The following is a 26,180-nucleotide window of genomic DNA, read 5'->3' on the forward strand; positions in this document are numbered from 1 at the left end:
GATGCATCTTACGTGTGCGTATTATCTACAACCATAGAATAAAACGGGCCCGCCGCCCGCCCTTCCACGGAAAGAGAAGCCATGACAGCCGCCACCGACGTCGGGACTGCCCCCCTCGCACTGGCCACCGCCGCCGAAATCACCGCCGTCCGGGACATTCTCCGGGCCGCAGGGCTGCTGGGGGAGTCCGCGCGCATCGCCTACCTCGGCCTGCTGGACCCGCCGCGCGGCGCCACCGAAACCAACCGCCGCTTCCGGGTGTTCCTGCACGACCTCTCCGGCGCAGCGCCCAGGGACGCGGTGGTCTCCGTGACCCGCGGAACGGTGGAATCCGCCGTCGAACTTGACACGGCCGCCACCGGCGAGCTGCCCGTGCTTGAGGAGGAGTTCGAGGTGGTGGAGTCCATCCTGGCCGGGGACCCCGACTGGCTGGCGGCCCTGGCGGCCCGGAACCTCGACGTCGCCACGGTGCGCGTTGCACCGCTCTCCGCCGGCGTTTTTGAGTACCCGGAGGAAAAGGGGCGCCGCATCCTGCGCGGCCTGGCGTTTGTCCAGGATTTTGCCGAGGACAGCCCGTGGGCCCACCCCGTGGACGGCCTGGTGGCCTACGTCGACGTCACCAACAAGAGCGTCGACGCCGTGCTGGACTTTGGCGTGGTCCCGGTGCCTGCCGAGCACGGCAACTACACCGACCCGGGGCTGACCGGCCCGCTGCGTGAAACGCAAAAGCCCATCAGCATCACCCAGCCCGAGGGCCCCAGCTTCACGGTCACCGGCGGCAACCACATCGAATGGGAGAAGTGGAGCCTGGACGTCGGATTCGACGCACGCGAAGGCGTGGTCCTGCACAACCTGGCCTTCGACGACGGCGGCCGGCGCCGCTCCATCATCAAACGCGCCTCGATCGCCGAGATGGTGGTGCCCTACGGCGACCCGTCCCCCGTGCGGTCCTGGCAGAACTACTTTGACACCGGCGAATACCTCGTGGGCCAGTACGCCAACTCCCTGGAACTGGGCTGCGACTGCCTGGGCGAGATCACGTACCTGAGCCCGGTCCTCTCCGACGCCTTCGGCAATCCCCGGGAAATCCGCAACGGCATCTGCATGCACGAGGAGGACTGGTCCATTCTCTCCAAGCACTCGGACCTGTGGACCGGGATCGACTACACGCGCCGCAACCGCCGCCTGGTGGTCTCCTTCTTCACCACCATCGGCAACTACGACTACGGCTTCTACTGGTACCTCTACCTGGACGGCACCATCGAGTTCGAGGCCAAGGCCACCGGCGTCGTCTTCACCAGCGCCTACCCGGGCAAGGGCTACCCCTACGCCTCCGAACTGGCCCCCGGCCTGGGCGCGCCGTACCACCAGCACCTTTTCGGGGCCCGGCTGGACATGGCCCTCGACGGGCTGGCCAACCGCGTCGAGGAGGAGGACGTGGTGCGCGTGCCCATGGGAGAGGGCAACGAGCGCGGCAACGCGTTCACACGCAGGCGCACCGTCCTGGCCAGGGAGTCCGACGCCGTCCGCGAGGCCGACATGCGGGCGGGCCGGACGTGGGTGGTGACCAACCCGACGTCCCTGAACCGGCTCGGCGAGCCCGTGGGCTACAAGCTGCACCCGCAGGGCCAGCCCATGCTGCTGGCCGACCCGGAATCCTCCGTGGCCCGGCGCGCCGCCTTTGCCACGAAGGACCTGTGGGTCACGCAGTACGCGGAAGGCGAGCGCTACCCGACCGGCGACTTCGTGAACCAGCACGGCGGCGGCGCCGGGCTGCCCGCTTATGTTGCCGCGGACCGCGAGCTGGACGGGCAGGACATTGTCCTCTGGCACACCTTCGGCCTGACCCACTTCCCGCGCGTGGAGGACTGGCCGATCATGCCCGTCGACTCGGTGGGCTTCAAGCTGCGCCCCGAGGGCTTTTTCGACCGCAGCCCCGTGCTGGACGTGCCCGCGAGCACGCCGGGCGGGCACCACGTCGGGGCCGGCGGCGATGACCACTGCCACTGCTAAGACGGCGCGGCGTGCCGTCGCGGCGCACCGGTGGGCCGGGTTTCCTGCCCGCCTGTGCGCCGCCGTCGCCCTGGCCTCTGTGGGCGCGCACCTGTGGATGGGGTGGGAGCACCGCGCCATGCCGTGGGAAAGCGCGCTCATGGTCCTGATGGCTGCCGCCTGCCTGCCGTGCGCCGTCTCCGTGTGGCGGCGCGGCCACGACCGCGGCGTACGGCTGCTGTTCGGCATGTCCCTGCTCATGGTTGCCGTGCACGCGGTCCTGCTCCTGGCGCCCGGTTCCCTGGCCGGCCACGGCGGCATGGCGATGGGCTCCATGGCGACGGGCCCCACGGCGTCGATGGGCGCCGGCGGTCCCATGTCCGGCTCGGTGCCCCAGTCGGCGTCGATGCTGGGGATCATCGCCCTCGAGCTGGCCGTGGCCATGGCGGCAGCCTGGATCATGCGGCGCTCGCGGGGATGCCCGGCTCACACCAGCGGCCAGGGGTAGCGCATGCCGGTGGCGTCGTCCGGCAGCACGCCTGCGCGCAGCAGCCGCCGCGCGCGGCGGCCGAGGGCGGCAAGTTCGCCGTCGGCAAGCAGGCCGGCCAGCCCGGCGAGCCCCCCGGCGGGTTCCTCGATGTCCGCCAGCAGCGCCTCGATGTCCGCCAGCAGCGCCGCCGGGATGGGATCACCGGCGAAGTCCCAGATCACGGTGCGCAGCTTGTTCCCCGCGGCGAAGCACAGCCCGTTGTCGATGCCCCAGATGTGCCCGTCCGGGCCGCGCAGCACATGCCCGCCCTTGCGGTCGGTGTTGTTGGCGAGGCAGTCAAACACGGCAATCCGTGCCAGGTCCGCATGGGTCTCGGGCGCGTCCGCGAACAGCGTGAAGTAATGCTGGCCGGCGTCGGCCTCAATGAACCACTGCAGGGAACCGATCCCCAGCGGAGGGTCCCCGCGCACCACCGTTGGCGGCACGATCCCCCACCCCAGGTAGTCGCTGAGCAGGTAGGCCGCGCGCTCGCGCCGGTACAGCCCCGGTTCAAAATCGGCCAGGGGGCGCTCCCCGGCTTCCGGCTTGTAGATCGCCAGGGCCGAATCCCCGTCGCGGGAGAGCTGCACCAGGAACGTGGCATTGCTGCTGTTCACCACCCGCCCCAGCAGGTCAACGACCCCGCCTTCCAGCAGCGCCAGTTCCCGCCCGGACACGGTGTTCCCGTCCGTCATGGCGGTCCCAGCGCGCCAAGCGGCTCCAGCGTCGAATTGACCGTGAGCACGGCCGGGGCACGCCCCTCCGCGAGGGCGACGGCCGAGACCGATCCGGGGTCGATGCCGATCCGCTGGAAAAGGTCCAGCGGCGTGCCCAGGAAGTGGGCCACGGCGGCCTTGATCGGGTCCGCGTGGGAGACACAGACGACGGCGCCGCCCGGGTAGGCGCGGCACAGGCGTTCCAGTGTGCCCACCATCCGCCCCTGCATCTCCCTGAAGCTTTCCCCCTCCGGAAAGCGGAAGGCCGACGGCGTGTGCTGGACGGCCTGCCATTCCGGCAGCCGGGCCAGTTGGGCCAACTCGGCACCGGTCCAGGTCCCAAAGTCGCATTCGGTCAGCCCGGCGTCCACCACCACCTCCAGCCCCCGGCGGCCGGCGGTGGGCGCCGCCGTCTCGCGGGCACGCTCCAAAGGGGAGGAAAGGACGGCGTCGAGCGTCAGTCCGGCAAGCCGCTCCGCCAGGCGTTCGGCCTGGACATGGCCGTTGCCGGAGAGGTGCAGGCCGGGTGCTCGGCCGGGCAGCACCTTGCCCGTGGTCGGCGTTTCGCCGTGGCGCACCAGCAGGAGCAGGGTGCCTGCCGGTGCCGGGGCTGTCAAGGCACTCATCAGGACTAAGCGTAGCGGCAGGGGTCCCGCCCGAACCTGCGAGGGATGTGGGGAGCCGCGGAGTGATGGCGGCGCGGGCCCGGGCGTCGGGGCCAGCGCCACTTTCCGCCCGACGAACCCCGCCGGAGTCTCGATTCGGGGGCGGGAGGGGGTCTACGGTGGAGGTGTGAGTGATCGTCCAGACATCTCCACCGTTGGTGAACTGCGGGCCGCCGGGCACGTGCTCAAGGAGCTGCGCCAGGAGCTGCGCGAAAACCTGCTCGCCGCCCTCGCGGCGGGCCGGGACCCTTGGCCGGGCATCCACGGCCTGGACGAGACCGTCCTGCCGCAGCTGGAACGGGCCCTGCTCGCCGGCCACGACGTGGTGCTCCTGGGCGAGCGCGGGCAGGGCAAGACCCGGATCCTGCGCACCCTGTCCGGGCTGCTGGACGAATGGTCGCCCGTCATTGAGGGCTCGGAACTGAACGAACACCCTTATGAGCCGATTACCGCCGGATCCTGGGCCCGGGTACGTGCGGAAGGGGACAGCCTGCCGGTGGCCTGGCGCCACCGCAGCGAACGCTACGTGGAGAAGCTCGCCACCCCGGACACGTCCGTGGCCGACCTCATCGGCGACGTCGACCCCATGCGCGTGGCGGAGGGCCGGCGGCTGGGGGACCCGGAAACCATCCACTACGGACTGGTCCCGCGCGCCAACCGCGGCATTGTGGGCATCAACGAACTGCCCGACCTGGCCGAGCGCATCCAGGTGGCGCTGCTGAACGTGATGGAGGAACGCGACATCCAGATCCGCGGCTACGTGCTCCGCCTGCCGCTGGACGTGCTGGTGGTGGCCTCCGCCAACCCCGAGGACTACACGAACCGCGGGCGGATCATCACACCGCTGAAGGACCGCTTCGGCGCCGAGATCCGCACCCACTACCCGTTGGAGCTTGATGACGAGGTGGCCGTCATCAAGCAGGAGGGGAAGCTGGTGGCAGACGTGCCGCCCGTGCTCCTGGAAATCCTGGCCCGCTACACCCGGGCGCTGCGGCAGTCCCCGGCCATCAACCAAAGTTCCGGCGTTTCGGCGAGGTTCGGCATTGCCGGCGCCGAGACCGTCGCCGCGGCGGCGCTGCGCCGGGCCGCAGTCCGCGGGGAGGCAATACCGGTGGCCCGCATCGTCGACCTGGAAAGCGCGGTGGACGTCCTCTCCGGCAAGCTGGAGTTTGAATCCGGCGAGGAGGGGCGCGAGCGGGACATCCTGGACCACCTGCTGCGCACAGCCACCGCCGAAGCCGTCCGTGAGCACTACCGCGGCATCGACTTCGGCCCGCTGGTGGCCGCGTTCGACGGGCAGGTGACAGTGACCACGGGGGAGGACGTCACGGCGCGCGAGTTCCTGGACAACCTGCCCGGCCTGGACGGTTCCGGGCTGTACGAGACGATCGGCAGCCACCTCAAGGCCGGCAATGACGGGCAGCGGGCCGCCGCCATTGAGCTGGCACTGGAAGGGCTCTTCCTGGCCCGGCGGATCTCCAAGGAGTCCGGCGGCGGGGAGACGGTTTACGGGTAAGGAGGCCCCATGGCCACCCACCAACACAGTTCCCGGTACGGCCGCTACACCGGCGGCCCCGATCCGCTGGCGCCACCGGTGGACCTCGCCGAAGCACTCGACGCCGTGGCGGAGGACGTCATGGCGGGTTATTCCCCGCGGCGTGCCTTGCGAGAGTACCTGCGGCGCGGGAGCCGGAACAGGCCGGGGCTGGACCAGCTCGCCGGCCGCGTCCAGCAGCGCCGCCGTGAACTGCTCAACCGGCACCGGCTCGACGGCACCCTGGAAGAGGTGCGCAGGCTGCTCGACGACGCCGTCCTCGCCGAACGCAAGCAGCTGGCTCGCGACGCCGCCATGGACGACACGGACCGGGCGTTCCGGGAAATGCAGCTGGAAAACCTGCCCCCGTCCACGGCGGCCGCCGTCAACGAGCTCGCCTCCTACGACTGGCAGTCCCGTGAGGCCCAGGAGGCCTACGAGCGGATCAAGGACCTGCTGGGCCGCGAGCTCCTGGACCAGCGCTTCGCCGGGATGAAGCAGGCGCTGGAAGGTGCCACGGCCGAGGACCGCGAGGCCGTGGAGGTGATGCTGCGCGAGCTCAACGAACTGCTGGAGGCGCACCGGCGCGGGGAGGACACCGCGGAGGACTTTCAGGGGTTCATGGCCCGGCACGGCGGCTTCTTCCCGGAAAACCCGCAATCCGTGGACGAGCTCATTGACGTGCTGGCCCGGCGGGCGGCCGCCGCCCAGCGGCTCATGCAGTCCATGTCCGCCGAACAGCGCGAGGAGCTCATGAGGCTTTCCGCCCAGGCCTTCGGCTCCCCGGCACTCATGTCCCAGCTGGATGCCCTTGATGCCAACCTCCAGGCCCTGCGGCCGGGGGAGGACTGGTCCGGCTCCGAACAATTCCAGGGCCGGGAAGGGCTGGGGCTGGGCGACGGCACCGGCGTGCTCCAGGACCTGGCCGAGCTTGACGGGCTGGCCGAACAGCTCGCCCAGTCCTACCACGGCTCAACCCTGGACGACCTTGACCTGGACGCGCTGGCCCGCCAGCTCGGCCCGGACGCAGCAGTGTCGGCCCGCACCCTGGCGGACATCGAGCGGGCCATGCAGGACGGCGGCTACCTGCGGCGCGGGGCGGACGGCGACCTGCGTCTCTCGCCCCAGGCCATGCGGCGGCTGGGGAAGTCGCTGCTGCGCGACACCGCCCGCCAGCTCTCCCACCGGACGGGGGCAAGGGACACACGGGCGGCCGGCGCCGCGGGGGAGCCCGCCGGCTCCAGCCGCGCCTGGCAGTTCGGCGACGCCGAGCCGTGGGACGTCACGCGCACCCTCACCAACGCCATCACCCGAACCGCGGCCGACGGCGGCAACCCGGCCGACGGCCTGCGCCTGGCGGTGGGCGACATCGAAGTCGCGGAGACGGAGGCGCGCACGCGGGCCGCCGTCGTGCTGCTGGCCGACGTGTCCTTCTCCATGGCCGCCGAGGGGCGGTGGGTGCCCATGAAACGCACCGCCCTGGCCCTGCACCACCTTGTCTCCACCCGCTTCCGCGGCGACCGGCTGCAGCTGGTCACCTTCGGCCTGCGCGCCCAGTCCATGGACATCGAGGCGCTCACGGCACTGCCGGCGGACCGGGAACAAGGGACCAACCTGCACCACGGGCTGCTGCTGGCCGGGCGTTTTTTCCACCAGCACCGGTCCCTGCAGCCGGTCCTGCTTGTGGTGACCGACGGCGAACCCACCGCGCACCTGATGCCGGACGGCGAGCCGTGGTTTTCCTGGCCCCCGGACGGGCAGACCATCGCCGCCACTGTCGCCGAGCTCGACCGCCTGGGCCGGGCGGGCACGCAGGTGACGTTCTTCCGCCTCGGCGACGACCCCGGCCTGGAGCGGTTCGTGGCCGGCATGGCCCGGCGGATTGGCGGGCGCGTGGTGGCGCCCGACGCCGGCGACCTTGGTGCCGCCGTCCTCGGCGAATACCTGCGCACGCATCTCCACGGCGACGACGGCGGCATCAGCCTGTCCCTGTAGGCAACCCCGTCCGTCGCCCCGGCCGGCCACAACGAACGACGGCGGCACCCACGCAAGGTGGGTGCCGCCGTCGTACGGGGTGTGACGCCTAGGCCTGCACGGGGGCCACGCCTGCCACAGGCACGCGCTTGTCGAAGATGGTGGCGCCGACCTCCTGCCCGGCCTGGTTGGTGATGCTGAGGTCGATCCCGGAACGGTCCTTGAGCATCAGGACCGCCGCCAGCCCGATCAGCGTGGTCAGCAGCAGGTAGCTGGAGATGGCGACGCTGGTGCCGGTGGTCTGCAGCAGCCACTGGGCGATCATGGGGGAGAACGCCCCGCCCAGGATGGCGCCGATGGCGTAGGAGATGGAGACACCGGAGAAGCGGACCGAGGCCGGGAAGATTTCGCTGTACCAGGCAGCCTGCGGGCCGTAGGTGAGGCCCAGGCCGAAGGTGAGCAGCAGCAGCGCCAGGTACAGGGCCCAAAGCTGGCCGGTGTTGATAAGCAGGAACAGCGGGAACACGGTCAGGGCCATGGCGACATAGCCGACCACGTAGGTGCGCTTGCGCCCGATCCTGTCCGCCATGCCGCCGGCCAGCACCGTGAAGATGAGCCACATTGCGGCGGCAAAGGTCATGGCGATCAGCACGGGGGTCTTGCCCAGGCCAACGACGCCGTCGGGGTTGGTGGCGTAGCTGGGAATGAAGCCGCCCGTGGCCATGTAGCCGGCGGCGTTGTTGCCAACGAAGACCAGGGCCGCGAGGATGACCAGGAGCCAGTGCTTGCGGAACAGCTCCACGACGGGCACCTTGGGCTGCTTCTTCTTTTCGGCGATTTCCAGGAAGACGGGGCTTTCCTCCACCGCGCGGCGCACGAAGTAGCCCACGGCGATCAGGACGAAGCTGAGCAGGAACGGGATGCGCCAGCCCCAGGCCAGGAACGCATCGCCCGGGGCAATGACGCCGGTCATCAGGGCCGTGACACCGGAGGCCAGCAGCAGGCCCAGCGGAACGCCGAGCTGCGGGAACGAGCCGGCCCGGCCGCGCTTGGTGGCGGGCGCGTGTTCGACGGCCATCAGGACGGCGCCGCCCCATTCCCCGCCTGCCGAGACACCCTGGAGGATGCGCAGGAGGAGCAGCAGGACCGGTGCCAGCACGCCGACCGAGTCAAAGGTGGGCAGCAGGCCGATCAGCATGGTGCTCAGGCCCATCAGCAAAAGCGTCAGCACCAGCATGGCGCGGCGGCCGATCCTGTCGCCAAAGTGGCCGGCCAGGAAGGCGCCGAGCGGGCGGAACAGGAAGCTGATGCCCACGGAGGCGAAGGCGAGCAGCAGGCCGATCTTGGCGCCGGCGGGTTCAAAGAACAGGTGGGCGAACACCAGGCCCGCGGCCGTGGCATAAATGAAATAGTCGTACCACTCGACGGTGGTGCCGATGAGGGTCGCAAATGCGACGCGCCGCTGTGTGCGCCGTGTGTCGGCGACTGGTGTGTTGCTCATGGTGGTGTCCTTGATTCTGGTCAGGGCGCCCGGCCTGCCCGGCGCGCAGGTGCGCATGGGCCGGCGGTGCGGTGCTGAGGGATGTAACTAGTGTCACAGCAAATCTTCCGTGAGTAAACTTATGAAACCAGCCATAATAATTCGGTTAAATGAAAGAAGGTGTGGTGGCCAGGTTCACCTTTCGCCAGCTGGAGCTGTTTGTTGCGCTCACGGACTTTCCGACCCTCAGCGAGGCGGCCGCGTCCCTGCACTTCTCCGAATCCGCGCTGTCCCAGGCCATTACGCGGCTGGAGGGCTCCGTGGGTGAACAGTTGTGTATCCGCCGCAAGTCCAAGGGCCTGCACCTGACCCCTGCGGGAGAGTACTTTGCCGTCAGGGCCCGGGAACTGCTCGGCGGTGCCGAGGACCTGCTGGCCGAAATGAGCGGCGCGTCGGGGGAGCTGAAGGGGCCGGTGAAGCTGGGGTGCTTTGCCAGCTTCGCCGCGAGTGTGCTGCCGGCCATCCTGGACGGATTTCCCAGGCAGCATCCCGGGGTCTCCGTGGAGGTGGTGGTGGGGACGCACGACGATCTGCTGCCCGCGCTGCAAAACGGCCGGCTGGACCTGGCCATCGTCTACGACATGGAACTGCCCACGGGGTTCGCACGGCAGACCATCTACGAGACCGAGCTGCAGGCGGTGCTGCCCATTGACCATCCCCTGGCGCGGCAGGACACGGTGGACCTGGCCCAGCTGGCCGACGAACCGCTGATCATGTACGACGCCAGCCCCAGCACGGCCAACACCCACCGGGCCTTTGCCGAACGCGGGCTCCGGCCCAGAATCGTGGCGAACATGCCGCAGATCATCCTGGTCCAGGCGCTGGTGGGCCGCGGCCTGGGCTACGGACTGCTCATGGCCCGCCCCAATTGGGCACCCGTCAGCCTGGAGGGCCGTCCCGTGGCGGTGCGCCCGCTCATGCCGCCGTCGAGCCAGACCACCATGGCGGGCATCTGGCCCGGCAACCTCACCTTGAACCCGCGGGCCCGCGCCCTGCTGGATTACGCCGTGGAGACGCTCGGCACACCGTGGCGGACGGCGGACCCCACGCCCGGTGTGGCACCCGGACCGGCCCCGGGCCAAGCTCCCGACCCGGGGCCGGTCCAAGGTCCGCGCGGGTGACGGTGCTACGCTCCACAAAAGGCCGTGGTTGGGAGGTTGCGTGGCGTTACTGAAATTTACGGACTGGTGGGACAGGTTCTTCGCCATCGGCATCATCCTCAAGGGCCTTGACGGCGTCCTGGAGCTGGTGGGCGGGGTGCTCCTGCTTTTCGTGGCCCCGGCCCAGATCAACCGGCTGGCCGTCCTGGTCACCCAGCCGGAGCTGACGGAGGATCCCAACGACTTCCTGGCCACGCACATCCTGCATGGCGCCGAGGGCCTGACCAGCCACGTCGTCCTCTTCACTGCGCTGTACCTGCTGGCCCACGGCATCGTCAAGGTGGTCCTGGTGACGGCCCTGTTGATGGACGCGCTGTGGGCCTACCCGTGGATGATCGTGGTGCTGGCCATCTTCATCCTGTACCAGCTCTACCAGCTCACCCGCACCCCGTCGATCGGGCTCCTGTCGCTGACCGTGTTCGATATCCTGATCGTGGTGCTGACCTGGCATGAGTACCTCAGGCACCGCAGACGCAGAAAAGGGATGGCATGAGATTTCTGGTGGTGGGGGCCGGCGCGACCGGCGGCTACTTTGGTGCACGCCTTGCCCAGGCCGGGCGCGACGTGACGTTCCTGGTCCGCGAGGGCCGGGCCGCGGTGCTGCGCGAGCGGGGCCTGCGGATCACGGGGCTGGGCCAGGACCAGCGGATCGAACCGCAGCTCGTGGCGGCAGGGCAGCTGGGCGGGCCGTTCGACGTCGTCGTCGTCACCGTCAAGGCGGCCGGACTCCCCGCCGCGATCGCCGACCTGGCCCCGGCGGTGGGCCCGGACACCGCCATCATCCCGTTCCTCAACGGCATGGCGCACCTCGATGCGCTCACGGCGGCCTTTGGCGCGGACAAGGTGCTGGGCAGCGTGGTCAAGGTGCTGGCCACCCTGGACGACGACGGCGGCATCCGCCAGCTGGGGCCCCTCGCCGAGTGGTCCGTGGGTGAGTTGCACGGCGGGCCGACGGACCGGGTCCGGCGGATCCTGGCCGGGATCGACGTCCCTGGCTACACTGCCCGGGCCGTGCCGGACGCGCTCGCGGCCATGTGGCACAAATGGGTGTTCATCGCCACGGCCGGCGTGGTGACGTGCCTGATGCGCGGGCCCGTCGGCGACGTCGTCTCCGTACCGGGCGGCACGGAGTTTGTGTACGCAGCCCTGGCTGAGGCCGTTGCCGTCTCCACCGAGGCCGGTTTCCCCGTGCCCGACCCCGTCACTGCCGAGGCACTCGCGTTCCTGGCCCAGCCGGGTTCCGCCTTCACCTCTTCCCTGTACCGGGACATGACGGCCGGTCTGCCCAACGAGGCCGAACACATCCTGGGCGATTTTGCCCGCCGGGCCCACGTCCTGGGCCTGGAGGTCCCGCTCCTTGACCTGGCGCTGATGCAGCTGCGCGTGCACGAGGCCGGACGACTGTAAGGTCCGCGGAGCGTCACGGCTCCTGCAGGGTGAGCCCGATCCGGCCGTCGGGCAGCACCTCGGCGGAGACCTCCGACAGGCTGCCCACCACATAGCGGGCGTCAAGCCCGCCCGCTTCGGAGGTGCCGGCCACCGCCAGCGTCACGGCGCCGGCCGCGCGGCCGGAGGCCAGGCCGGCCGGGGCGTCCTCCACCACCAGGGTGCGCCGGATGTCGGCACCGAGCCGGGCAGCGCCGAGCAGGAACGGCTCCGGGTGCGGCTTGCCGCTGGTGACCTGGTCGGCCGTGACCAGGTGGGCCGGGGCGGCCAGCCCGGCTGCGGCCATGCGCGCCTCGGCCAGGCCGCGCGTGCAGGAGGTGACGATGGTCCACGCCCCGGCGGGGAGCGACGCCAGCAGTTCCGCGGCGCCGGGCTTGTACACGATCCCTTCCGTGTCCGCGGTTTCCAGGGCCTTGATCAGCTCGAAGCCCTCCGCCTGGCGGTCCGCCTCCAGGTGCCGTTCGACGAGCGCCTGCGCCGGCACGCCATGGCTGCCGTAGGAAAAACCCGCCAGCCCCATCAGTTCGCCCCAGTGCCGCCACGCCCGTTCGGTGGCCCCCGTGGAATCGATCAGGGTCCCGTCCAGGTCAAACAACAGCGCCTCAACCGTGAACTGCCGCACTTTTCCCGCCTCCGGGGACGGGCCGCCGTGGTCTGTCATGCCTCCACCCTATCCGTCCCGCCGTTTGCAGGTGGGTCGCGGTGGTTGCAGCTTTCGGGGCGTTTTCTGCATCCGGTACGGGCTATTTGCTGAAGGCGGTCAGCACGATCTTTCCCCCGCCGTGACCGGACATGCTGTCCTCGAACGCCGCGGCGGCTTGTTCCATCGGATAGCTGGCCGCGACGTCAACGGCCAGTGTGCCGGCGTCGGCGAGCGCGCTGAGCCGGTCCAGTCCGGGGCCGTCGGGCCGGACCCAGACGTAACGGCCGCCGTGGCTGGAAACGGAGGCGTCGGCAATGGAGGCGTGGCGGCCGCCGGGTTTAAGCACGGCCAGTGTCGCCTCCAGGGCGGCGCCGGCAAAGTCCGCCACGGCGTCCACGCCGTCGGGGGCCAGGGCCCGGACGCGGTCCGCCAGCCCGTCGCCGTATTCCACCGGTTCGGCGCCAAGTTCACGCAGCCGCGCATGGTTTTTGGCGGAGGCCGTGGCTAGGGGCCGGGCCCCGGCGTGCACGGCCAGCTGGATGGCCATGCGGCCCACCCCGCCGGCGCCGTTGTGGATGAGGAGGACGTCTCCCGCCCCGATCCGGAGCGCGTCCAGCGTGCGAAGCGCGGTGAGCCCGGTCAGGGGCAGTCCGGCAGCCTGTTCCCAGCCCAGCGACGCCGGCTTCCGGGCGACAGCCGCGGCGGGCAGGGCCACGAATTCGGCGAAGGTGCCGCCGTGCACGGTGTCGCGGCGCCCATACGAATACACCTCGTCGCCCACCGCGAACTCCGGCGTGTCCAGGCCGACGGCCTCCACCACCCCGGCCACGTCCCAGCCCGGAACCACCGGGAATACCACGTCCATGATGGGGTCCAGGTAGCCGGCCATGACCTTCCAGTCCACGGGGTTGACGGCCGCCGCCTTGACCCGGATGAGCACGGATCCGGGGGACACCTTCGGGGCGGGCAGGTTGGTTTGTTCGAGGACTTCGGTGCCGCCGTAGCGCGCGTAACTCATGGCCTTCATCTGGTTCTCCAACTTTCGGGTCTGGTTCTGTCCTGTGCCGGCCCCGGTGCGCTTATGCGCCGGACCGGGGCCGGGTTCGGCGCATCTTGTCCACTGGCGCCAAACCCGCAGCGGGTCCGGCGCATACTAAAAGCAGCCCGCCGTTATGCGCAAAACACCTTGCCGGCACTGCGCATAAACTTCGGGCCTCCAGCTTATGCGCACCACGCACCGGCGGGCCCGGTGGGCAAGCCGCAGGCACCGGAACGTGGCCGGCGTTCGCGTATGCCCGCTGTTATGCGCCGAATCCGCCCGGCAGTATTGCGCATATGGCGGGTCCGCTTCGCTTATGCGCCGGACCGGGGCCGGGTCCGGCGCATCTTGTCCACTGGCGCCAAACCCGCAGCGGGTCCGGCGCATAATAAAAGCCGCCCGCCGCGCACAACGGTACGCTGTGGACCATGACACCGCAGCGGTACGCCTATGGCCCCGGGCCTGACCAATGGGCCGAGCTGTATCTGCCCAAGCGGCCGCGCCAGGCCGGCGTGGCCGTGGTGGTCCACGGCGGCTACTGGCGCAGCGCCTACGACGCCGGGCTGGGCGCCCCGCTGGCCCGCGACCTGGCCGGGCACGGGGTTGCGGCCTGGAACCTGGAATACCGGCGCATGGGCAACGGCGGCGGCTGGCCCGAAACGTTCCTGGACGTGGCGGCCGGCATCGACGCCTTGGTGCCGGCCGCCGCGGACCACGGCCTGGACCTTGCGCGCGTGGCCATCGTGGGCCATTCGGCCGGCGGGCAGCTGGCCGTGTGGGCGGCCGGACGCGCCGCCTTCCCGGCCACGGCGGTGGGTGCCGGGCCCGCGGTGGCGGTGTGCGGCGTCGTGAGCCAGTCGGGGCTGCTCAACCTGGCCCGGGCGCAGGAACTGGGGCTGAGCAACAACGCGGTGACGGCCCTGCTGGGCCCGGACGTCTCCCGTGCCGACCCCCTGGCTGCCGTCCCCCTGCCCGTCCCGGTGTACGCCGTCCACGCGGAGAACGACGACGACGTCCCCGCCTCCCAAAGCCAGAGTTACGTTGACGCCGCGGTGGCGGCCGGCGGCAAGGCGGAGTTCATCCCCGTGCCGGGCGACCACTTCAGCCTGATCGACCCGGCCGGCAACGCCTGGGCGGTGTGCCGGGAACTGGTGCTGGGGCTGCTGGCACGGGCGTAGTGTGTGTTCCAACCGCTTTGTGAAGGGGAACGGCCATGCCACAGAACACCCGGAAGATTGAAGCCGGCATTGAGACGGATTTCAGCGACAAGATGAGCTACGGCAGCTACCTGGCGCTGGACACCCTGCTCAGCGCCCAGCAGCCGGTCAGCAGCCACCACGACGAAATGCTGTTCATCATCCAGCACCAGACCTCCGAGCTCTGGCTGAAGCTGATGCTGCACGAACTGCGGGCCGTGCGCATCCAGCTTGCCGCGGACAACCTGCGTCCGGCCATGAAGGGCGTGGCCCGGATCAAGCACATCCAGCGGTCGCTGACCGAACAGTGGAGCATCCTGGCCACCCTGACGCCCAGCGAATACGCCCAGTTCCGCGGGGACCTGGGATCGGCATCGGGGTTCCAGTCGTACCAGTACCGGGCCGTGGAGTTCATGCTGGGCAACAAGAACGCCGGCATGCTGAAGGTCTTTGAGGCGAACCCGCCGGCGCGGGCCATGCTGGCGGAGATCCTGCGGCAAACCAGCATCTACGACGAATTCCTGGCCCTGCTCCTGCGCCGCGGCCTGGCGATCCCCCCGGAACTGCTGAAGCGGGACCTGACCAAGGCGCACGTGTTCAACCCCGCAGTGGTGGATGCCGTCCGCGTGGTCTACGAACAGCCGGACGAGTACTGGGACCTGTACGAGGCCTGCGAGGAACTGGTGGACCTGGAGGACAACTTCCAGCTGTGGCGCTTCCGGCACGTGGCCACGGTCAAGCGGATCATCGGGATGAAGGCCGGGACGGGCGGCTCCTCCGGCGTCGGCTTCCTGCAGCGGGCCCTGGACCTGACGTTTTTCCCCGAGCTGTACGCGGTCCGGACCCAGATCGGCACCTGACGCCGCCGCACCCACTGCCTGTCTGGTCTGGCGCCGGCGCGCCGTGTGCCTATGCTGGATTGGCCGGACCCGCAGCCCTTCCCGGACCGCCCGCACCGGCACATGGCCACGGATGCATTGACGCGAAGGATGAGGACTCATGGCGCATTGGCAGGAAACATTGACAGTGTGGGGCCCCGCCTGGGCGGCCATCCGCGGGCTGGACGATCCGGCCGCGGAACAAATCCTCGCGTGGCCCGTTGGCGGCGGCGCGGCACCCCAGGGCGGCACGGTGCACCTGGTGACCGAGGATGTTGCTGCGGCGCGGGGGTTCGCCGCCGGGGCGCACCTGAGGGAAACCGGCACCGCCGTCCTGCTCTCGGCGCTGACCGACGACCTTGACCTGGTCCCGCACATGCCACCGAACACCAACCTGGCGGAGGTGCCGCTGGAGAACTACGACGCCGTTGAGGTCGCCTTGTTCGACCGGCCGGTGGCCGGCGGGCGCGTCAAGGTGGCGGAGGGGCTGGCCGTCCTGGGCGGGCTGCATGTGGACCCCGAAGGCGCAGGCATGGAAGCGGCGCTGGAGGCCGTCATGATCGCCTCCCTGGGGGACGAAGCCTTCCTGCATGGCGCCGACGTGCTCTACCTGGTGGCCGGCGATGAACAGGCCGCGCGCCTGGCCGCTGCCGGCGGCTGGGCCAAGGTGGCGGACATCCTCAGCTTCACGCCCTGACTGCCGGCCGGGCCGGGCGGGCAGCAGCTCCCACGGTGCGGACCGGCGTCGCAGGTCATCTTTCGTGGCGCAGGATTGCCACGTTAGGCTGATTTTGCACGCAAGCGAAGTCCACGCAAGGAGACTACAAATGCAGTACTGGTGGGCCAGCCATGGCCGCAACTATGAACAAGCCATCACGGAGGGGACGTTATGGAATTGTCCCGGGCCCGGCGGCGTCCTCCCGGGTGACAGGGTCCACCTGAAGGAAATGCGCCGCGGCGACGTGGTGTTCAACTACTTTGGTCCGTACGTCCGGGCCGTGAGCGTCGTCACTGAAGAATGGCAGGAAGCGCCCCGGCCCGGCGGTTATGAGGAACAGCTGGGCGAAGGCGCCGACGGCTGGCTGGTGCGCACCACCCCGCTGGCAGAAGGCCTTCGGGTGCACCGGGACCGCGCAGCCGAGCTCGTCGCCGTCCGCAGCCCGGGGCCGCTGAACGCTGCCGGCAAACCCCGCCAGAGGTACATTACGGCCCTGTCGGAAGAGGAGGGGCAGGCGCTGCTGGAGGAGTGCGGCGTGACCGCGCCGCAGTCGTCCGCGGGGAGCCTGCGCGGGCTGCCCGGCAGCGTCTGGGGTGCCGACGAGCCGGACGAACAAACACTCACCACCATCAGGCTCGAACAGGGCTACCTGCGCAAGAACCTGCTGCGCGGGCGGCTGAAGGCGCCGTGCGCCATCTGCGGCGAGGAACTGCCTGCGCGGCTGCTCATCGCCGGGTACATCAAGCCGAGGCCGAACACTTCCGAAGCGGAACGCCTGGATTATGCCGCCAGTGCCATGCTCACCTGTGCCCTGGGCTGTGACGCCCTGTACGAGTGGGGCTACGTGGTGGTGGACGCGGGCGGGACCATCCGCGCCGGCCAGCCGGCCGAGACGGAACGGATCGCGAATGCCGTGAAAGCCCTGGTGGGCCGCCACTGTGCCGCCTTCAATGAGCACACGGCGGCGTGCTTTGCCGAGAACGAAAGGCTCATGCTGGCGCACCAGCCCTGAGGCGGCCGGCCGCGCGGGCGCCCGGCGGGCCCGGCCCGGCCTCCGCGCCCGCGCGGCCCGGCCGGTGCGGCCCCGGACGGGGCATGACAGAATTGGGGATGGCCCGGGTGCTGACGGGCCCAGTGATAATACAGCCGGCCGCCCCTCGCGCAGGTGGTGGCTGGGCGAACCACTTGCCTACGGATATGAGACTGCCTGCCATGCCCCCGCTGCAAAACAATGCCGCCACGCCCGAAACCAGCCCCGGTGCTGCGGGCAAACCTTCCGCCCGGCCGCGCTTTGCCGACGTCGGAAGCCGCTACTACGGCATCCTGCTGGCCAGCATGGCCGTCATCGTGATCCTCTCCAACATTGGCGCGTCCAAGGGCGTGCAGTTTGGCCCGATCGTGACCGACGGCGGCTTCTTCCTGTTCCCGTTCGCCTACATCCTTGGCGACGTGATCAGCGAGATCTACGGCTTCAAGATGGCGCGCAAGGCCATTTTCACCACCTTTGCCCTGTCAGTTTTCGCGTCGCTGAGCTACTGGGTGATCATCGCCCTGCCCGGCTTCACGGACGACTACGGCATCGCAAAGCAGCACGCCCTCGTGGAGGCGCTGGGCCCGGTGCCGCAGATCGTGCTGGCCAGCCTGCTCGCGTTCCTGGCCGGGCAGACCATCAACTCGCTCATCATGGTCCGGCTCAAGGCCCGCCAGGGGGAGCGGAAGCTGTGGATGCGGCTCATGGGTTCCAGCGGCGTGGGCGAATTCATCGACACGCTCATCTTCTGCACCATTGCCGCGCCGGTGATCGGCATTGTGGGCTTTGGCATGTTCGCCAACTACGTGGTGGTGGGGTTCCTGTACAAGGTGGGCGTGCAGTACCTGCTGGTCCCGGTCACCACGCTGGTGATCGGCTGGTTCAAGCGGCACGAACCGACGTACGCCGCCTAGCCCGGTCGGAGGCAGCCGCCGGAGGCGCTGCGGGTGCCGGCGACACAATTAATTGACGCTTCAACTTAATTTATGAAATGCTTTCATTGAAGCTTCAATCAATTGATGCCTGCTGCCTGTTCCCCAAGGCCGTCCCACGACCCCGAAACGGTGAAGAATTCCATGAACAACCCCGCACTGACCACTACCGCCCGCACCGTCCTGCGCATTGTTGTCGGCTTCCTTTTTGCCGCCCACGGCTGGCAGAAATACGCCCAGTTCACCATTGCCGGCACCCAGGGCTCCTTTGCCCAGATGGGCGTCCCGGCCGCGGACCTGGTGGCCCCCGTCGTTGCCACGCTGGAACTCGTCGGCGGCATTGCCCTGATCCTGGGCATCCTGTCCCGGCCCTTTGCCGCACTGCTGTGCCTGGAAATGATCGGCGCCTTCGTCCTGGTCCATGCCACGGCCGGCGTGTTCGTGGACAAGGGCGGCTTTGAGCTGGTGCTGCTGCTGGCTGCAGCGGCGGCGGCAGTCGCGCTGGTCGGTCCCGGCCGGGTGTCGGCCGACCATGCACTGTTTGGCCGCACCGCTTCCAAGCTGCGCGTGCTGGCCTAGCCGCTACCGCGCCGGATAGTACCGGCGCAGCGTCTCGGCCTTGAATTCGAAGAACGTGCCGTCCTCAATGGCCAGCCGGGCGTCGTCCACCATTTTCACCACAAAGCGTTCGTTGTGGATGGAGACGAGCGTGGCCGCAACCATCTCCTTGGCCTTGAACAGGTGGTGGATGTAGGCGCGCGTGTAGTTGGCGCACGCATAGCAGTCGCAGCCCTCCACCAGCGGCGTGAAGTCGCGCTTGTACTTGGCGCCGGAGACGTTGAAGCGCCCGTCCGGGGTGTAAAAAGCGGAGGTGCGGGCCACGCGGGTGGGCGAAACGCAGTCGAAGGTGTCGGCGCCGTTTTCGATGGCCGTGAAGATGTCGTCCGGCTCGGAGATGCCCAGCAGGTGCCGCGGCTTGTCCTCGGGCAGCTCCTCGGCGCACCAGCGCACGATGGTGCCGAGGTTTTCCTTCTCCAGCGCCCCGCCGATCCCGTAGCCGTCAAAATTCATTCCGCCCAGGTCGCGGGAGGCCTTGCGGCGCAGGTCCTCGTACTGGGCGCCCTGGATGACGCCAAACAGGGCCTGGTAGGGCTTGCCGGCCCGTTCTTGGGTGAGCCGGAAGTGCTCGGTGAGGCAGCGCTGCGCCCACAGCCGGGTGCGCTCCAGCGACATCTCCTGGTAGCTGCGCGAGTTCAGCAGCGTGGTGAGCTCGTCGAAGGCAAACATGATGTCCGCGCCGATCTGGTGCTGGACCTGCATCGACACCTCGGGCGTGAAGCGGTGCATGTCCCCGTTCAGGTGCGACTTGAACCAGACGCCGTCGTCGTCAATGTGCGCCAGCCGCTCCTTGCCCACGGCCACGGAATCGTCCGCGCCGGCGTGCGGGGACGCGGCGGCGGCGTCCATGTTGATGACCTTCTTGAAGCCGGAGCCCAGGCTCATGACCTGGAAGCCGCCGCTGTCCGTGAACGTGGGGTCCCGCCAGTTCATGAACTTCCCCAGCCCGCCCGCGGCGTCGAGCAGGTCCGCGCCCGGCTGCAGGTAGAGGTGGTAGGCGTTGGCCAGCAGCGCCTGGGCGCCGAGCTCGGCCATGGATTCCGGCAGCACCGACTTCACCGTCGCCTTGGTGCCCACCGCGATGAACGCCGGCGTCCTGATGGTCCCGTGCGGGGTGGTGATCACACCGGTCCTGCCCTGGAATTCTCCCCCCTGACGTTCGACGGCGGCGGCCGGCGGCGTGCAGGCCCCGCCCAGGCGGGTGGCCACCTGGAAGCCGAATTCGGCCTGTGACGCCGGCCGGCCGGGAATCCCGTGCGGCTGGGCGGGGTTGGTGGTGAGCAGGTCCGCGGCGGGGTCGGGGGAGGGCATGCCCTCCATTTTGCCAGTGTCTGCCGTCCGCCCGGTCCCATGGCCTGCAAAGGGCCCACGCGCCCGAGGGCCCCGGCGCGAGCGTGCGAGTGGTGGGAGGGCGCGGGGATTATCCCGAACTTCGATCGGAGTGTGGGTTGCGACACGCAAAAATTATTTCGCACATACCTACCGGTCGGTCATTAGGAGTCCTTACCATGAACGAGTCAAGAACATTCGAGGACTGCAGAGCCCAAAGGAGCCGCTCATGTCCGCAACGAACATCACTCACGATTCCCCCACCCGGGGACCGGCGAAACCCCTGCCGTACGTCATCAGCGGCATCCTTCTGGCGGCGGCCATCGTCGTGCCGCTCCTGGTACCCCTCTACGCGAAGGCCGATCCGCACCTGTGGGGGATCCCCTACTTTTACTGGTACCAGATGATGTGGGTGCCCATCTGCGCCATCCTTATCGGCATCTCCTACTGGTTGATGACCGCCGAGGACCGGCGCCGCCGTGTTGCCGCCAGGCAGCCGGATCACAGGGGCAGGCACGACGCCGGGGGCGGGGCCCTGTGAGCGCCGCACCCGCCGCACTGGCCGGCGTCCTGGCCACCGCCCCGGCGCCCACCCGCGGCGTCGACGTGACGGCACTGCTCGTCGTCGTCATTCTTTTTGTCCTGGTGGGCGTCATGGGATTCTATGCCGCCCGCTGGCGCGGCGGCGGCACGGACGGGCTGCACTCGCTGGATGAATGGGGCCTGGGCGGGCGGAAGTTCGGCTCCTGGATCACCTGGTTCCTGCTCGGCGGCGATCTGTACACGGCCTACACCTTCGTGGCCGTGCCCGCGGCCATGTGGGCGGCCGGCTCGGTGAGCGGCTTCTTCGCGGTCCCGTACACCATTGTGCTCTACCCGATCGTGTTCGTCCTGATGGCCCGGCTGTGGTCGGTGTCCAAGCGCCACGGCTTCGTCACCACGGCCGACTTTGTGGGCGGGCGCTACGGCAGCAAGCCGCTGTCGCTGGCCATTGCCCTGACCGGCATCATCGCCACCATGCCCTACATTGCGCTGCAGCTGGTGGGCATCAAGTCGGTGCTGACGGTGCTGGGCGTGGGGAGCGCCGACAACTGGTTCCTCAACGACCTGCCGCTCATCGTCGCGTTTGTGGTGCTGGCCGCGTACACCTACACCTCGGGCCTGCGCGCCCCGGCCATGATTGCCGTGGTCAAGGATGTGCTGATCTACCTGGCCGTCATCGTGGCCATCATCTACCTGCCGCAAAAGTTCGGCGGCTGGGAGCACATCTTCGGGGCGGCCCAGGAAAAGATGACCACCGTGAACCCGGCCACCGGCAAGGTGCCCGGGCCGTTCATTCCGGGCGCAAACAGCTACGGGGCCTACGCCACGCTGGCGCTCGGCTCGGCCATGGCCCTGTTCATGTACCCGCACTCCATCACCGGCGTGCTGGCCACCAAGAGCCGCAACACCATCCGCAAGAACGCCGCCGTGCTGCCGCTGTACTCGCTGGTGCTCGGCTTCCTGGCGCTGCTGGGATACATTGCCATTGCCGCCGGGACGAAGCCGGTGGAGCTCAACGGCAAGACCATCAACCCGCAGCTGGTGGTCCCGCAGCTGTTCCTGGACAACTTCCCGTCCTGGTTTGCCGGGGTGGCGCTGGCAGCCATTGCCGTCGGGGCACTGGTCCCCGCGGCCATCATGTCCATCGCCGCCGCGAACCTGTTCACCCGGAACATCTACAAGGACTTCTTCGTCAAGGACGCCACCCCGAAGCAGGAGGCCAAGGTCTCCAAGCTGGTGTCCCTGGTGGTCAAGTTCGGGGCCCTGATCTTTGTCATCGGCCTGGATTCCTCCGCCGCAATCAACATGCAGCTGCTGGGCGGCATCTGGATCCTGCAGACGTTCCCGGCGATCGTGGCGGGGCTGTACACGCGGTGGTTCCACAAGTGGGCGCTGCTGGCCGGTTGGGCCGCGGGCATCATTTACGGCACCTGGGCTGCGTACAGCGTGGTCAACCCCGTGACGCACGCCCACTTCGGCGGCTCCATTGCCGCCATCCCGGGCACCGACACGAAGGTCTACATCGCCATCACGGCGTTTGTGCTCAATGCGGTGGTGGCGGCGGTGCTGACCCTGATCCTGCGGGCGGCGAAGGTGCCCGACGGCAAGGACATCACCAGGGCCTCCGACTTCGGCGCGAACGAGGACGACCCCGAGGTGACGGCCTTTGCGTCCACGTCCGTGGAGACGCCGGGCCCGGTGATCTAGCCGCCGCGGCACAGCACAAGGCGGCACAGCACAAGGCAGGACAACACAAGGCAGGACAAAACCAAGGTGGGGTGGCCGGGGGACTACGCGTCCGGGTAGTGGGTCTCCATGAACGTGTCCCACTGGGTGCTGATTTTTTCCAGGTCGGCGGCGCCGAGCCCGAATGTGGAGGCGATGACCTGGGCGCCGGGGTGCTCGCGCAGGCCCGGGACGCGCGCTTGCTGGGCCAGGATGAGCAGCCCGTCGCCGTGTTCGGCGTAGTCCGCCACGGTCAGGCCCAGCTGCGTGTCCGTCCGGTACCAGACCTTGCCGCTGAGCGTGGCGCCCGTGGTCAGCGTGATCCCGTAGGGCTCGCCGGGGTCCGGGAGCCAGCCGGTGTCAATGCCCAGGGCGTCCCACAGGTGGGTGTGTGCGGCGCTGGTGCCATCCACGTAGACGGTGCGCCGGGGCGTGTGCGGATGCCGGGCCAGCTTGAACTTGAGCTGCTGGAGGAAGATGCTCCAGCCCTCGGTGATGTCGGTGTCGTACCTGGCCCATTCGCCGGTGGCCGTCCCGCGGTTCAGGGTCACCAGGGTGCCGTCCTGGTGGGGCGTGAGGATGAAGGCGTCGCCCCGGCCCAGGTCCAGGCGGAGGTGGTCGGGGCTTTCGGTGACATTGTCGTAGTAGATCTGGCGGATCTCGTCGTCCAGGCCCTCCATCTCCCACCCGTGCCACTGGGCGATCCTGGCCGGTTCACGCAGCATGAGCCACACCTGTTCTGCGTCGGCGTTGACAAGGACTGAGAGCTGGGCAGTGTCCATGAAACGTAATCTACGCCGCTTCGCCGGAACCGGCTAGGGTCCCTACCGGCCCAGGCCGGCGTAGAAAACCGCCTGGCGGACCAGGGCGCCGCGTCCGCCCACGAATTCCGCCTGCACGCCGGGGCTGAGCGCCTCCTCCGGCGTCATCCAGGTCAACTCCAGTGCATCCTGGCGGGGCTCGCATTCGCCCGAGACGGGGATGACGTACACCATGGCGACGGCGTGCTGGCGTTCGTCCGTGTAGCCGGTCTCCGACGGCGAGGGCAGGTACTCGGCCACGGTGAACGGGACCGGGCTGACGGGCAGCTGCGGGAACGCCAGCGGGCCCAGGTCCTTTTCAATGTGGCGGACCAGCGCGGCCCGGATGGTCTCGCGGTACAGTACGCGCCCGGAGACCAGGGTGCGGACCATGCTGCCGTTCTCGTCGGCCTGCAGCAGCAGGCCCACCTCGCTGACGTAGCCGAGGGGGTCCAGGCGCACCGGCACCACCTCCACGTACACCATGGGAAGCCGGTTCCTGGCCTCGTACAGGTCCTCGTTGGACAGCCAGCCGGGATTGGGGTCGGGGGTGCGCACGCTCATGTATCAGTTCTACCCCATGAACGCCCCGGCACGCCCCGGTCGGGGTTCAACCGGCCGCGGCCGCGAAGACCTGCAGCGTGCCCCCGCAGGGCGTTTGCACGTCCAGCGTGCCGCGGCCCTGCGCGGCCGGCACCCCCGCGGCGGCGAGGCGGGCACCCAGGGCGGCCAGGCCGCCGTCGTACTCCAGGGCCAGCCCGGCGCCGGACGCCCCGGCGGGGAGCAGGGCCACAAGGCCGCCGTTTTTGGCCCGGAACACGGCGGAGCCCACCGGGCGGGGCGGGAGCGGGCGGGCGCCGATGTCCGCCAGCACCTTCCGGGCGGCGTCCACGTCCGGCGTGTGCCAGAGCTGGACCACGGCCAGGGCGCCGGGCCGTCGGGGTGCGAGGTCGGTGACGGGGTCGGCGAGGAAGCTGAACCCGTCCGGCGCCGTGACGCGTGCGGCCGGGCCGTGGTCCGAGTCGACCAGTTCGGCGTGCGTGCCGTCCGCAAGCGTGCGGCGGACAAAGATGTCCCGGTCCCGCAGCTCGAAGCCCGGGGCCGTGGTGCCGTCCTGCGGGCTGTCCCGTTCGGCCCAGTGCAGGCCCACCTTGCCGTCGCCGCAGTCAAGGACCCGCCAGCCGCCGTGGTTTTCCGTGCAGGCCAGGCCCAGGGCCGTGAGGAGGGCGGCGTATTCGTCGAGCCGGGAGGTGAAGAGGACGGGGCGGACGCGCAGCATTTTTTCTCCAACGTTGGTGGTTTTCAAAAGGCTACCAACGTTAGGGTGTAGCCATGATCGAGCTGCCCGAACTCCTGCTCCCGGACGCCGCGGCGTGGCGGGCGTGGCTGGCAGACAACCATGCGTCGTCGGCCGGGGTCAGGCTGGTGCTGCACAAAAAGGGCGGCACCGTCACCGCGCTGGACTATGCGGCGGCACTGGACGAGGCCCTGTGCTTTGGCTGGATTGACGGCGTCATTGGCAGGCGCGACGCCGGCAGCTACCTCACGCGGTTCACGCCGCGCACGCGGGCGAGCAAGTGGTCCGGCAACAATGTGCGCAACATTGAGCGGCTTGCGGCCGCGGGGCGGCTGGAGCCCGCCGGGCAGGCCGCCGTCGACGCCGCCCGGGCCGACGGCCGCTGGGAGGCCGCGTATGCGGGGCAGTCCGTGGCCGAGGTGCCCGCCGACCTGGCGGCGGCCATTGCTGCGGATCCGCAGGCACAGGCCATGTTCGAGGTGCTCACCGCCGTGAACCGCTACGCGCTGATTTACCGGACCGCCACGGTGAAGACGCCGGCCGCGCGGGCCGCGAAGATTGCCCGCTTTGTGGCGATGCTGGCCGCCGGCGAGACGCCGCACCCGCAAAAGCGCCGCCCCCGGGCAACTGGGTCGCAGTAGTTGCAGAAATCGGCCAAAAATTCGGCCGAAAACTGCAACTACTGCGACCCAGTTGGGAGCTGGGGGAGGGTGGCGGCGGCTTCGAGGACTGTCCAGCGCTGCACTGCGGCGGACAGGATGGCCGGTTCCGGCACGGCGGCAAGCGCCCGGGCCGTGCCGGTGACCAGGCGGGCGGCCGCCGCCCGCGATTCCCCGGGCAGCCGCGGCTCCTGCGCGGCCAGGGCGAGGTAGCGGCAAAGGATGCCGGTGAACAGGCTGCCATCGGCGCCGGGCTCCAGTCGCAGCCCGCCGTCTGCAGTGGCCAGCCGGCGCTCGACGGCGGCCACCAGCTCCGCGGCCTGGCCCGCGTATTGCGGGTGGTCCAGTTCAAGCAGGGCCGCCAGGATGGGCCCCTGGTTGTAGGTGTAGATGGTGCGCTCCACCTCCGGCCCCGAGGCGGTGGGGTGGACGCCGTCCAGGTACAGCCCGGTCCCGGCCTTCAGCCCGGTCCCGGCGTCGAAGAGTTCAACGCGCAGCCAGTCCGCCAGGGCCCGTGCATGGTCCGGCTCGCCGCTGCGGGCAAAGTGCAGGGCGGCCGGCCCGTTGGCGGGCGTGTTCTTGTAGTCGCGCTTGCGGGACCAGTAGATGCCGCCGCCCAGGACGGTGTCGTATGCGGAGCGCAGCTGGCCCGCCAGCGTGGCGGACGCGAAGCCTGCCAGTGCGGCCTGCGTGCTGCCGGCCGCCCTCGCAAGCCCGCCGAGCCGGTCCGCGGCCAGCGCCAGCCAGGCCATGTCGTCGTAATAATAGTTGGGGAAGCGGCCAAAGTTGCGCAGCAGGATGCCGCGCAGCAGCGCCTTGCCCCGCGCCACGTCCCGCGTGGCGGCCGCCCGGTTGCCGTGGCGGAGGCTGCGCCAGCCGGAGTCGACCACGGCGTCGAGGTAGTGGGCCTGCCACCAGTAATGCCACTCCGACCACGGTGCCTGGACGGGGGCGGGCCAGGCGACGGCGCCGATCCAGGTGCCCGGCAGCCCCATGAGCCGGTGGCCAAAGCGGGCATGGACGGCACGCGCGGCTGCGGCGGCGGGCCCTGCCCAGTCCGTGTCCGGCTGCCCGCCCGCCTGCCCGGCACCGTGTCCCGTGCTGTTCCGCGTCATGTACACAGCGTACTGTTTGCCGTGGGGGCCGCCGTTTTCAGTTAGTATGCATTAACGCAAAGCCACGGCCCTGCTACGGGCCCGCGGACCTCAACGAGGAGG

26 protein-coding genes are annotated in these 26,180 nt (G+C 69.6%); 16 read left to right on the forward strand and 10 right to left on the reverse strand.

Going from position 1 to position 26,180, the window contains the following annotated elements:
• Positions 1 to 81: 81 nt before the first annotated feature.
• Positions 82 to 2,013, forward strand: coding sequence for a primary-amine oxidase (locus tag MMF96_RS02000; RefSeq protein ID WP_256882366.1), 1,932 nt, complete (start codon positions 82 to 84; stop codon positions 2,011 to 2,013).
• Positions 1,994 to 2,500, forward strand: coding sequence for a hypothetical protein (locus MMF96_RS02005; RefSeq protein ID WP_256882367.1), 507 nt, complete (start codon positions 1,994 to 1,996; stop codon positions 2,498 to 2,500). The genes MMF96_RS02000 and MMF96_RS02005 overlap by 20 nt, the downstream gene beginning before the upstream one ends.
• On the opposite strand, the gene MMF96_RS02010 is transcribed toward MMF96_RS02005, so the two are convergent.
• Positions 2,479 to 3,216: an SCO1664 family protein gene (locus tag MMF96_RS02010; RefSeq protein ID WP_256882368.1), complete on the reverse strand. Its 738-nt coding sequence runs from the start codon at positions 3,214 to 3,216 to the stop codon at positions 2,479 to 2,481. The genes MMF96_RS02005 and MMF96_RS02010 overlap by 22 nt on opposite strands.
• Positions 3,213 to 3,863 carry a histidine phosphatase family protein gene (locus MMF96_RS02015; RefSeq protein WP_256882369.1) on the reverse strand — a complete coding sequence of 217 codons (651 nt, stop codon included), beginning with the start codon at positions 3,861 to 3,863 and terminating at the stop codon, positions 3,213 to 3,215. Before MMF96_RS02015 ends, MMF96_RS02010 begins: the two co-directional genes overlap by 4 nt.
• A 166-nt stretch (positions 3,864 to 4,029) precedes the next feature.
• Between MMF96_RS02015 and MMF96_RS02020 the strand changes: the two genes are divergently transcribed.
• Both MMF96_RS02020 and MMF96_RS02025 read left to right on the forward strand, forming a co-directional pair.
• Positions 4,030 to 5,418, forward strand: coding sequence for a sigma 54-interacting transcriptional regulator (locus tag MMF96_RS02020; protein WP_256882370.1), 1,389 nt, complete (start codon positions 4,030 to 4,032; stop codon positions 5,416 to 5,418).
• Positions 5,419 to 5,427: 9 nt separating this feature from the next.
• Complete coding sequence (locus MMF96_RS02025; protein WP_256882371.1) at positions 5,428 to 7,431, forward strand: VWA domain-containing protein; 2,004 nt, start codon at positions 5,428 to 5,430, stop codon at positions 7,429 to 7,431.
• Between the two features lie 88 nt (positions 7,432 to 7,519).
• Here MMF96_RS02025 and MMF96_RS02030 read toward each other — a convergent pair whose 3' ends face one another.
• On the reverse strand, positions 7,520 to 8,911 hold the full coding sequence (locus MMF96_RS02030) for an MFS transporter (RefSeq protein ID WP_256882372.1): 1,392 nt from the start codon (positions 8,909 to 8,911) through the stop codon (positions 7,520 to 7,522).
• 149 nt (positions 8,912 to 9,060) lie between these two features.
• Between MMF96_RS02030 and MMF96_RS02035 the strand changes: the two genes are divergently transcribed.
• Genes MMF96_RS02035 through MMF96_RS02045 form a run of 3 tightly spaced genes read left to right on the forward strand, consistent with a single transcriptional unit; the run spans position 9,061 to position 11,517 of the window.
• Positions 9,061 to 10,071 carry a LysR family transcriptional regulator gene (locus MMF96_RS02035; protein WP_256882373.1) on the forward strand — a complete coding sequence of 337 codons (1,011 nt, stop codon included), beginning with the start codon at positions 9,061 to 9,063 and terminating at the stop codon, positions 10,069 to 10,071.
• A 40-nt stretch (positions 10,072 to 10,111) separates the two neighbouring features.
• Positions 10,112 to 10,603 carry a DUF2127 domain-containing protein gene (locus tag MMF96_RS02040; protein ID WP_176616934.1) on the forward strand — a complete coding sequence of 164 codons (492 nt, stop codon included), beginning with the start codon at positions 10,112 to 10,114 and terminating at the stop codon, positions 10,601 to 10,603.
• Positions 10,600 to 11,517: a ketopantoate reductase family protein gene (locus MMF96_RS02045; protein WP_256882374.1), complete on the forward strand. Its 918-nt coding sequence runs from the start codon at positions 10,600 to 10,602 to the stop codon at positions 11,515 to 11,517. The genes MMF96_RS02040 and MMF96_RS02045 overlap by 4 nt, the downstream gene beginning before the upstream one ends.
• 13 nt (positions 11,518 to 11,530) lie before the next feature.
• Here MMF96_RS02045 and MMF96_RS02050 read toward each other — a convergent pair whose 3' ends face one another.
• Positions 11,531 to 12,217, reverse strand: coding sequence for an HAD-IA family hydrolase (locus MMF96_RS02050; RefSeq protein WP_176616932.1), 687 nt, complete (start codon positions 12,215 to 12,217; stop codon positions 11,531 to 11,533).
• Positions 12,218 to 12,299: 82 nt separating this feature from the next.
• Positions 12,300 to 13,226, reverse strand: a complete 927-nt coding sequence (locus MMF96_RS02055; RefSeq protein WP_256882375.1) for an NADP-dependent oxidoreductase — start codon at positions 13,224 to 13,226, stop codon at positions 12,300 to 12,302.
• Positions 13,227 to 13,666: 440 nt separating this feature from the next.
• Here MMF96_RS02055 and MMF96_RS02060 point away from each other — a divergent pair, with 440 nt between their 5' ends.
• The 6 genes from MMF96_RS02060 (at position 13,667) to MMF96_RS02085 (ending at position 18,571) form a co-directional block, all read left to right on the forward strand.
• Positions 13,667 to 14,416 carry an alpha/beta hydrolase gene (locus MMF96_RS02060; protein WP_256882376.1) on the forward strand — a complete coding sequence of 250 codons (750 nt, stop codon included), beginning with the start codon at positions 13,667 to 13,669 and terminating at the stop codon, positions 14,414 to 14,416.
• 35 nt (positions 14,417 to 14,451) lie between these two features.
• Positions 14,452 to 15,294, forward strand: coding sequence for a tryptophan 2,3-dioxygenase (gene kynA, locus MMF96_RS02065; protein ID WP_176616929.1), 843 nt, complete (start codon positions 14,452 to 14,454; stop codon positions 15,292 to 15,294).
• Positions 15,295 to 15,433: 139 nt separating this feature from the next.
• Positions 15,434 to 16,009, forward strand: coding sequence for a hypothetical protein (locus tag MMF96_RS02070; RefSeq protein WP_176616928.1), 576 nt, complete (start codon positions 15,434 to 15,436; stop codon positions 16,007 to 16,009).
• 130 nt (positions 16,010 to 16,139) lie between these two features.
• Positions 16,140 to 17,042, forward strand: coding sequence for a hypothetical protein (locus tag MMF96_RS02075; protein ID WP_256882377.1), 903 nt, complete (start codon positions 16,140 to 16,142; stop codon positions 17,040 to 17,042).
• Between the two features lie 200 nt (positions 17,043 to 17,242).
• Positions 17,243 to 17,974 (forward strand): queuosine precursor transporter, encoded by a 732-nt coding sequence (locus tag MMF96_RS02080; RefSeq protein WP_256882378.1) that lies wholly within the window; start codon positions 17,243 to 17,245, stop codon positions 17,972 to 17,974.
• 162 nt (positions 17,975 to 18,136) lie between these two features.
• Positions 18,137 to 18,571 (forward strand): DoxX family protein, encoded by a 435-nt coding sequence (locus MMF96_RS02085; protein ID WP_176616925.1) that lies wholly within the window; start codon positions 18,137 to 18,139, stop codon positions 18,569 to 18,571.
• 3 nt (positions 18,572 to 18,574) lie between these two features.
• Here the strand turns inward: MMF96_RS02085 and tgt are convergent, their stop codons facing one another.
• Positions 18,575 to 19,930, reverse strand: coding sequence for a tRNA guanosine(34) transglycosylase Tgt (tgt, locus tag MMF96_RS02090; RefSeq protein ID WP_256882379.1), 1,356 nt, complete (start codon positions 19,928 to 19,930; stop codon positions 18,575 to 18,577).
• 238 nt (positions 19,931 to 20,168) lie between these two features.
• On the opposite strand from tgt, the gene MMF96_RS02095 reads away from it, so the two are divergent.
• A complete protein-coding gene (locus tag MMF96_RS02095) occupies positions 20,169 to 20,480 on the forward strand; it encodes a DUF3311 domain-containing protein (RefSeq protein ID WP_176616923.1) in 312 nt (103 codons plus the stop codon).
• Positions 20,477 to 22,189, forward strand: a complete 1,713-nt coding sequence (gene mctP, locus MMF96_RS02100) for a monocarboxylate uptake permease MctP (protein WP_309145212.1) — start codon at positions 20,477 to 20,479, stop codon at positions 22,187 to 22,189. Before MMF96_RS02095 ends, mctP begins: the two co-directional genes overlap by 4 nt.
• Positions 22,190 to 22,272: 83 nt before the next feature.
• Here the strand turns inward: mctP and MMF96_RS02105 are convergent, their stop codons facing one another.
• The 3 genes from MMF96_RS02105 to MMF96_RS02115 are packed head-to-tail and all read right to left on the reverse strand — an operon-like array spanning position 22,273 to position 24,286.
• The gene (locus MMF96_RS02105) at positions 22,273 to 22,989 is read right to left on the reverse strand and encodes an SRPBCC domain-containing protein (RefSeq protein WP_256882380.1); all 717 of its coding nucleotides are present in this window, start codon (positions 22,987 to 22,989) and stop codon (positions 22,273 to 22,275) included.
• A gap of 42 nt (positions 22,990 to 23,031) precedes the next feature.
• Positions 23,032 to 23,571, reverse strand: a complete 540-nt coding sequence (locus MMF96_RS02110) for an NUDIX hydrolase family protein (RefSeq protein WP_176616921.1) — start codon at positions 23,569 to 23,571, stop codon at positions 23,032 to 23,034.
• Positions 23,572 to 23,617: 46 nt separating this feature from the next.
• Positions 23,618 to 24,286 carry a VOC family protein gene (locus MMF96_RS02115; protein WP_256882381.1) on the reverse strand — a complete coding sequence of 223 codons (669 nt, stop codon included), beginning with the start codon at positions 24,284 to 24,286 and terminating at the stop codon, positions 23,618 to 23,620.
• A 53-nt stretch (positions 24,287 to 24,339) separates the two neighbouring features.
• Here MMF96_RS02115 and MMF96_RS02120 point away from each other — a divergent pair, with 53 nt between their 5' ends.
• Positions 24,340 to 24,945, forward strand: coding sequence for a YdeI family protein (locus MMF96_RS02120; RefSeq protein WP_176616919.1), 606 nt, complete (start codon positions 24,340 to 24,342; stop codon positions 24,943 to 24,945).
• Between the two features lie 38 nt (positions 24,946 to 24,983).
• On the opposite strand, the gene MMF96_RS02125 is transcribed toward MMF96_RS02120, so the two are convergent.
• Positions 24,984 to 26,078, reverse strand: coding sequence for a glycoside hydrolase family 76 protein (locus MMF96_RS02125; protein WP_256882382.1), 1,095 nt, complete (start codon positions 26,076 to 26,078; stop codon positions 24,984 to 24,986).
• Between the last annotated feature and the right edge of the window lie 102 nt (positions 26,079 to 26,180).

This window comes from Arthrobacter sp. STN4 (assembly GCF_024539665.1).
In the GTDB taxonomy this organism is placed as follows: Bacteria; Actinomycetota; Actinomycetes; order Actinomycetales; family Micrococcaceae; genus Specibacter.

What these genes read in the sequence shown, in the direction of transcription:
- MMF96_RS02075 (WP_256882377.1), top strand. Translation starts at nt 16,140, where the DNA reads ATGCAGTACTGGTGGGCCAGCCATGGCCGCAACTATGAACAAGCCATC.
- MMF96_RS02115 (WP_256882381.1), bottom strand. Translation starts at nt 24,286, where the DNA reads ATGCTGCGCGTCCGCCCCGTCCTCTTCACCTCCCGGCTCGACGAATAC.
- MMF96_RS02120 (WP_176616919.1), top strand. Translation starts at nt 24,340, where the DNA reads ATGATCGAGCTGCCCGAACTCCTGCTCCCGGACGCCGCGGCGTGGCGG.
- MMF96_RS02055 (WP_256882375.1), bottom strand. Translation starts at nt 13,226, where the DNA reads ATGAAGGCCATGAGTTACGCGCGCTACGGCGGCACCGAAGTCCTCGAA.
- MMF96_RS02045 (WP_256882374.1), top strand. Translation starts at nt 10,600, where the DNA reads ATGAGATTTCTGGTGGTGGGGGCCGGCGCGACCGGCGGCTACTTTGGT.
- kynA (WP_176616929.1), top strand. Translation starts at nt 14,452, where the DNA reads ATGCCACAGAACACCCGGAAGATTGAAGCCGGCATTGAGACGGATTTC.
- tgt (WP_256882379.1), bottom strand. Translation starts at nt 19,930, where the DNA reads ATGGAGGGCATGCCCTCCCCCGACCCCGCCGCGGACCTGCTCACCACC.
- MMF96_RS02005 (WP_256882367.1), top strand. Translation starts at nt 1,994, where the DNA reads ATGACCACTGCCACTGCTAAGACGGCGCGGCGTGCCGTCGCGGCGCAC.
- MMF96_RS02095 (WP_176616923.1), top strand. Translation starts at nt 20,169, where the DNA reads ATGTCCGCAACGAACATCACTCACGATTCCCCCACCCGGGGACCGGCG.
- MMF96_RS02125 (WP_256882382.1), bottom strand. Translation starts at nt 26,078, where the DNA reads ATGACGCGGAACAGCACGGGACACGGTGCCGGGCAGGCGGGCGGGCAG.
- MMF96_RS02060 (WP_256882376.1), top strand. Translation starts at nt 13,667, where the DNA reads ATGACACCGCAGCGGTACGCCTATGGCCCCGGGCCTGACCAATGGGCC.
- MMF96_RS02015 (WP_256882369.1), bottom strand. Translation starts at nt 3,863, where the DNA reads ATGAGTGCCTTGACAGCCCCGGCACCGGCAGGCACCCTGCTCCTGCTG.
- MMF96_RS02010 (WP_256882368.1), bottom strand. Translation starts at nt 3,216, where the DNA reads ATGACGGACGGGAACACCGTGTCCGGGCGGGAACTGGCGCTGCTGGAA.
- MMF96_RS02030 (WP_256882372.1), bottom strand. Translation starts at nt 8,911, where the DNA reads ATGAGCAACACACCAGTCGCCGACACACGGCGCACACAGCGGCGCGTC.
- MMF96_RS02080 (WP_256882378.1), top strand. Translation starts at nt 17,243, where the DNA reads ATGCCCCCGCTGCAAAACAATGCCGCCACGCCCGAAACCAGCCCCGGT.
- MMF96_RS02110 (WP_176616921.1), bottom strand. Translation starts at nt 23,571, where the DNA reads ATGAGCGTGCGCACCCCCGACCCCAATCCCGGCTGGCTGTCCAACGAG.
- MMF96_RS02025 (WP_256882371.1), top strand. Translation starts at nt 5,428, where the DNA reads ATGGCCACCCACCAACACAGTTCCCGGTACGGCCGCTACACCGGCGGC.
- MMF96_RS02000 (WP_256882366.1), top strand. Translation starts at nt 82, where the DNA reads ATGACAGCCGCCACCGACGTCGGGACTGCCCCCCTCGCACTGGCCACC.
- MMF96_RS02085 (WP_176616925.1), top strand. Translation starts at nt 18,137, where the DNA reads ATGAACAACCCCGCACTGACCACTACCGCCCGCACCGTCCTGCGCATT.
- MMF96_RS02105 (WP_256882380.1), bottom strand. Translation starts at nt 22,989, where the DNA reads ATGGACACTGCCCAGCTCTCAGTCCTTGTCAACGCCGACGCAGAACAG.
- MMF96_RS02050 (WP_176616932.1), bottom strand. Translation starts at nt 12,217, where the DNA reads ATGACAGACCACGGCGGCCCGTCCCCGGAGGCGGGAAAAGTGCGGCAG.
- MMF96_RS02070 (WP_176616928.1), top strand. Translation starts at nt 15,434, where the DNA reads ATGGCGCATTGGCAGGAAACATTGACAGTGTGGGGCCCCGCCTGGGCG.
- MMF96_RS02035 (WP_256882373.1), top strand. Translation starts at nt 9,061, where the DNA reads ATGAAAGAAGGTGTGGTGGCCAGGTTCACCTTTCGCCAGCTGGAGCTG.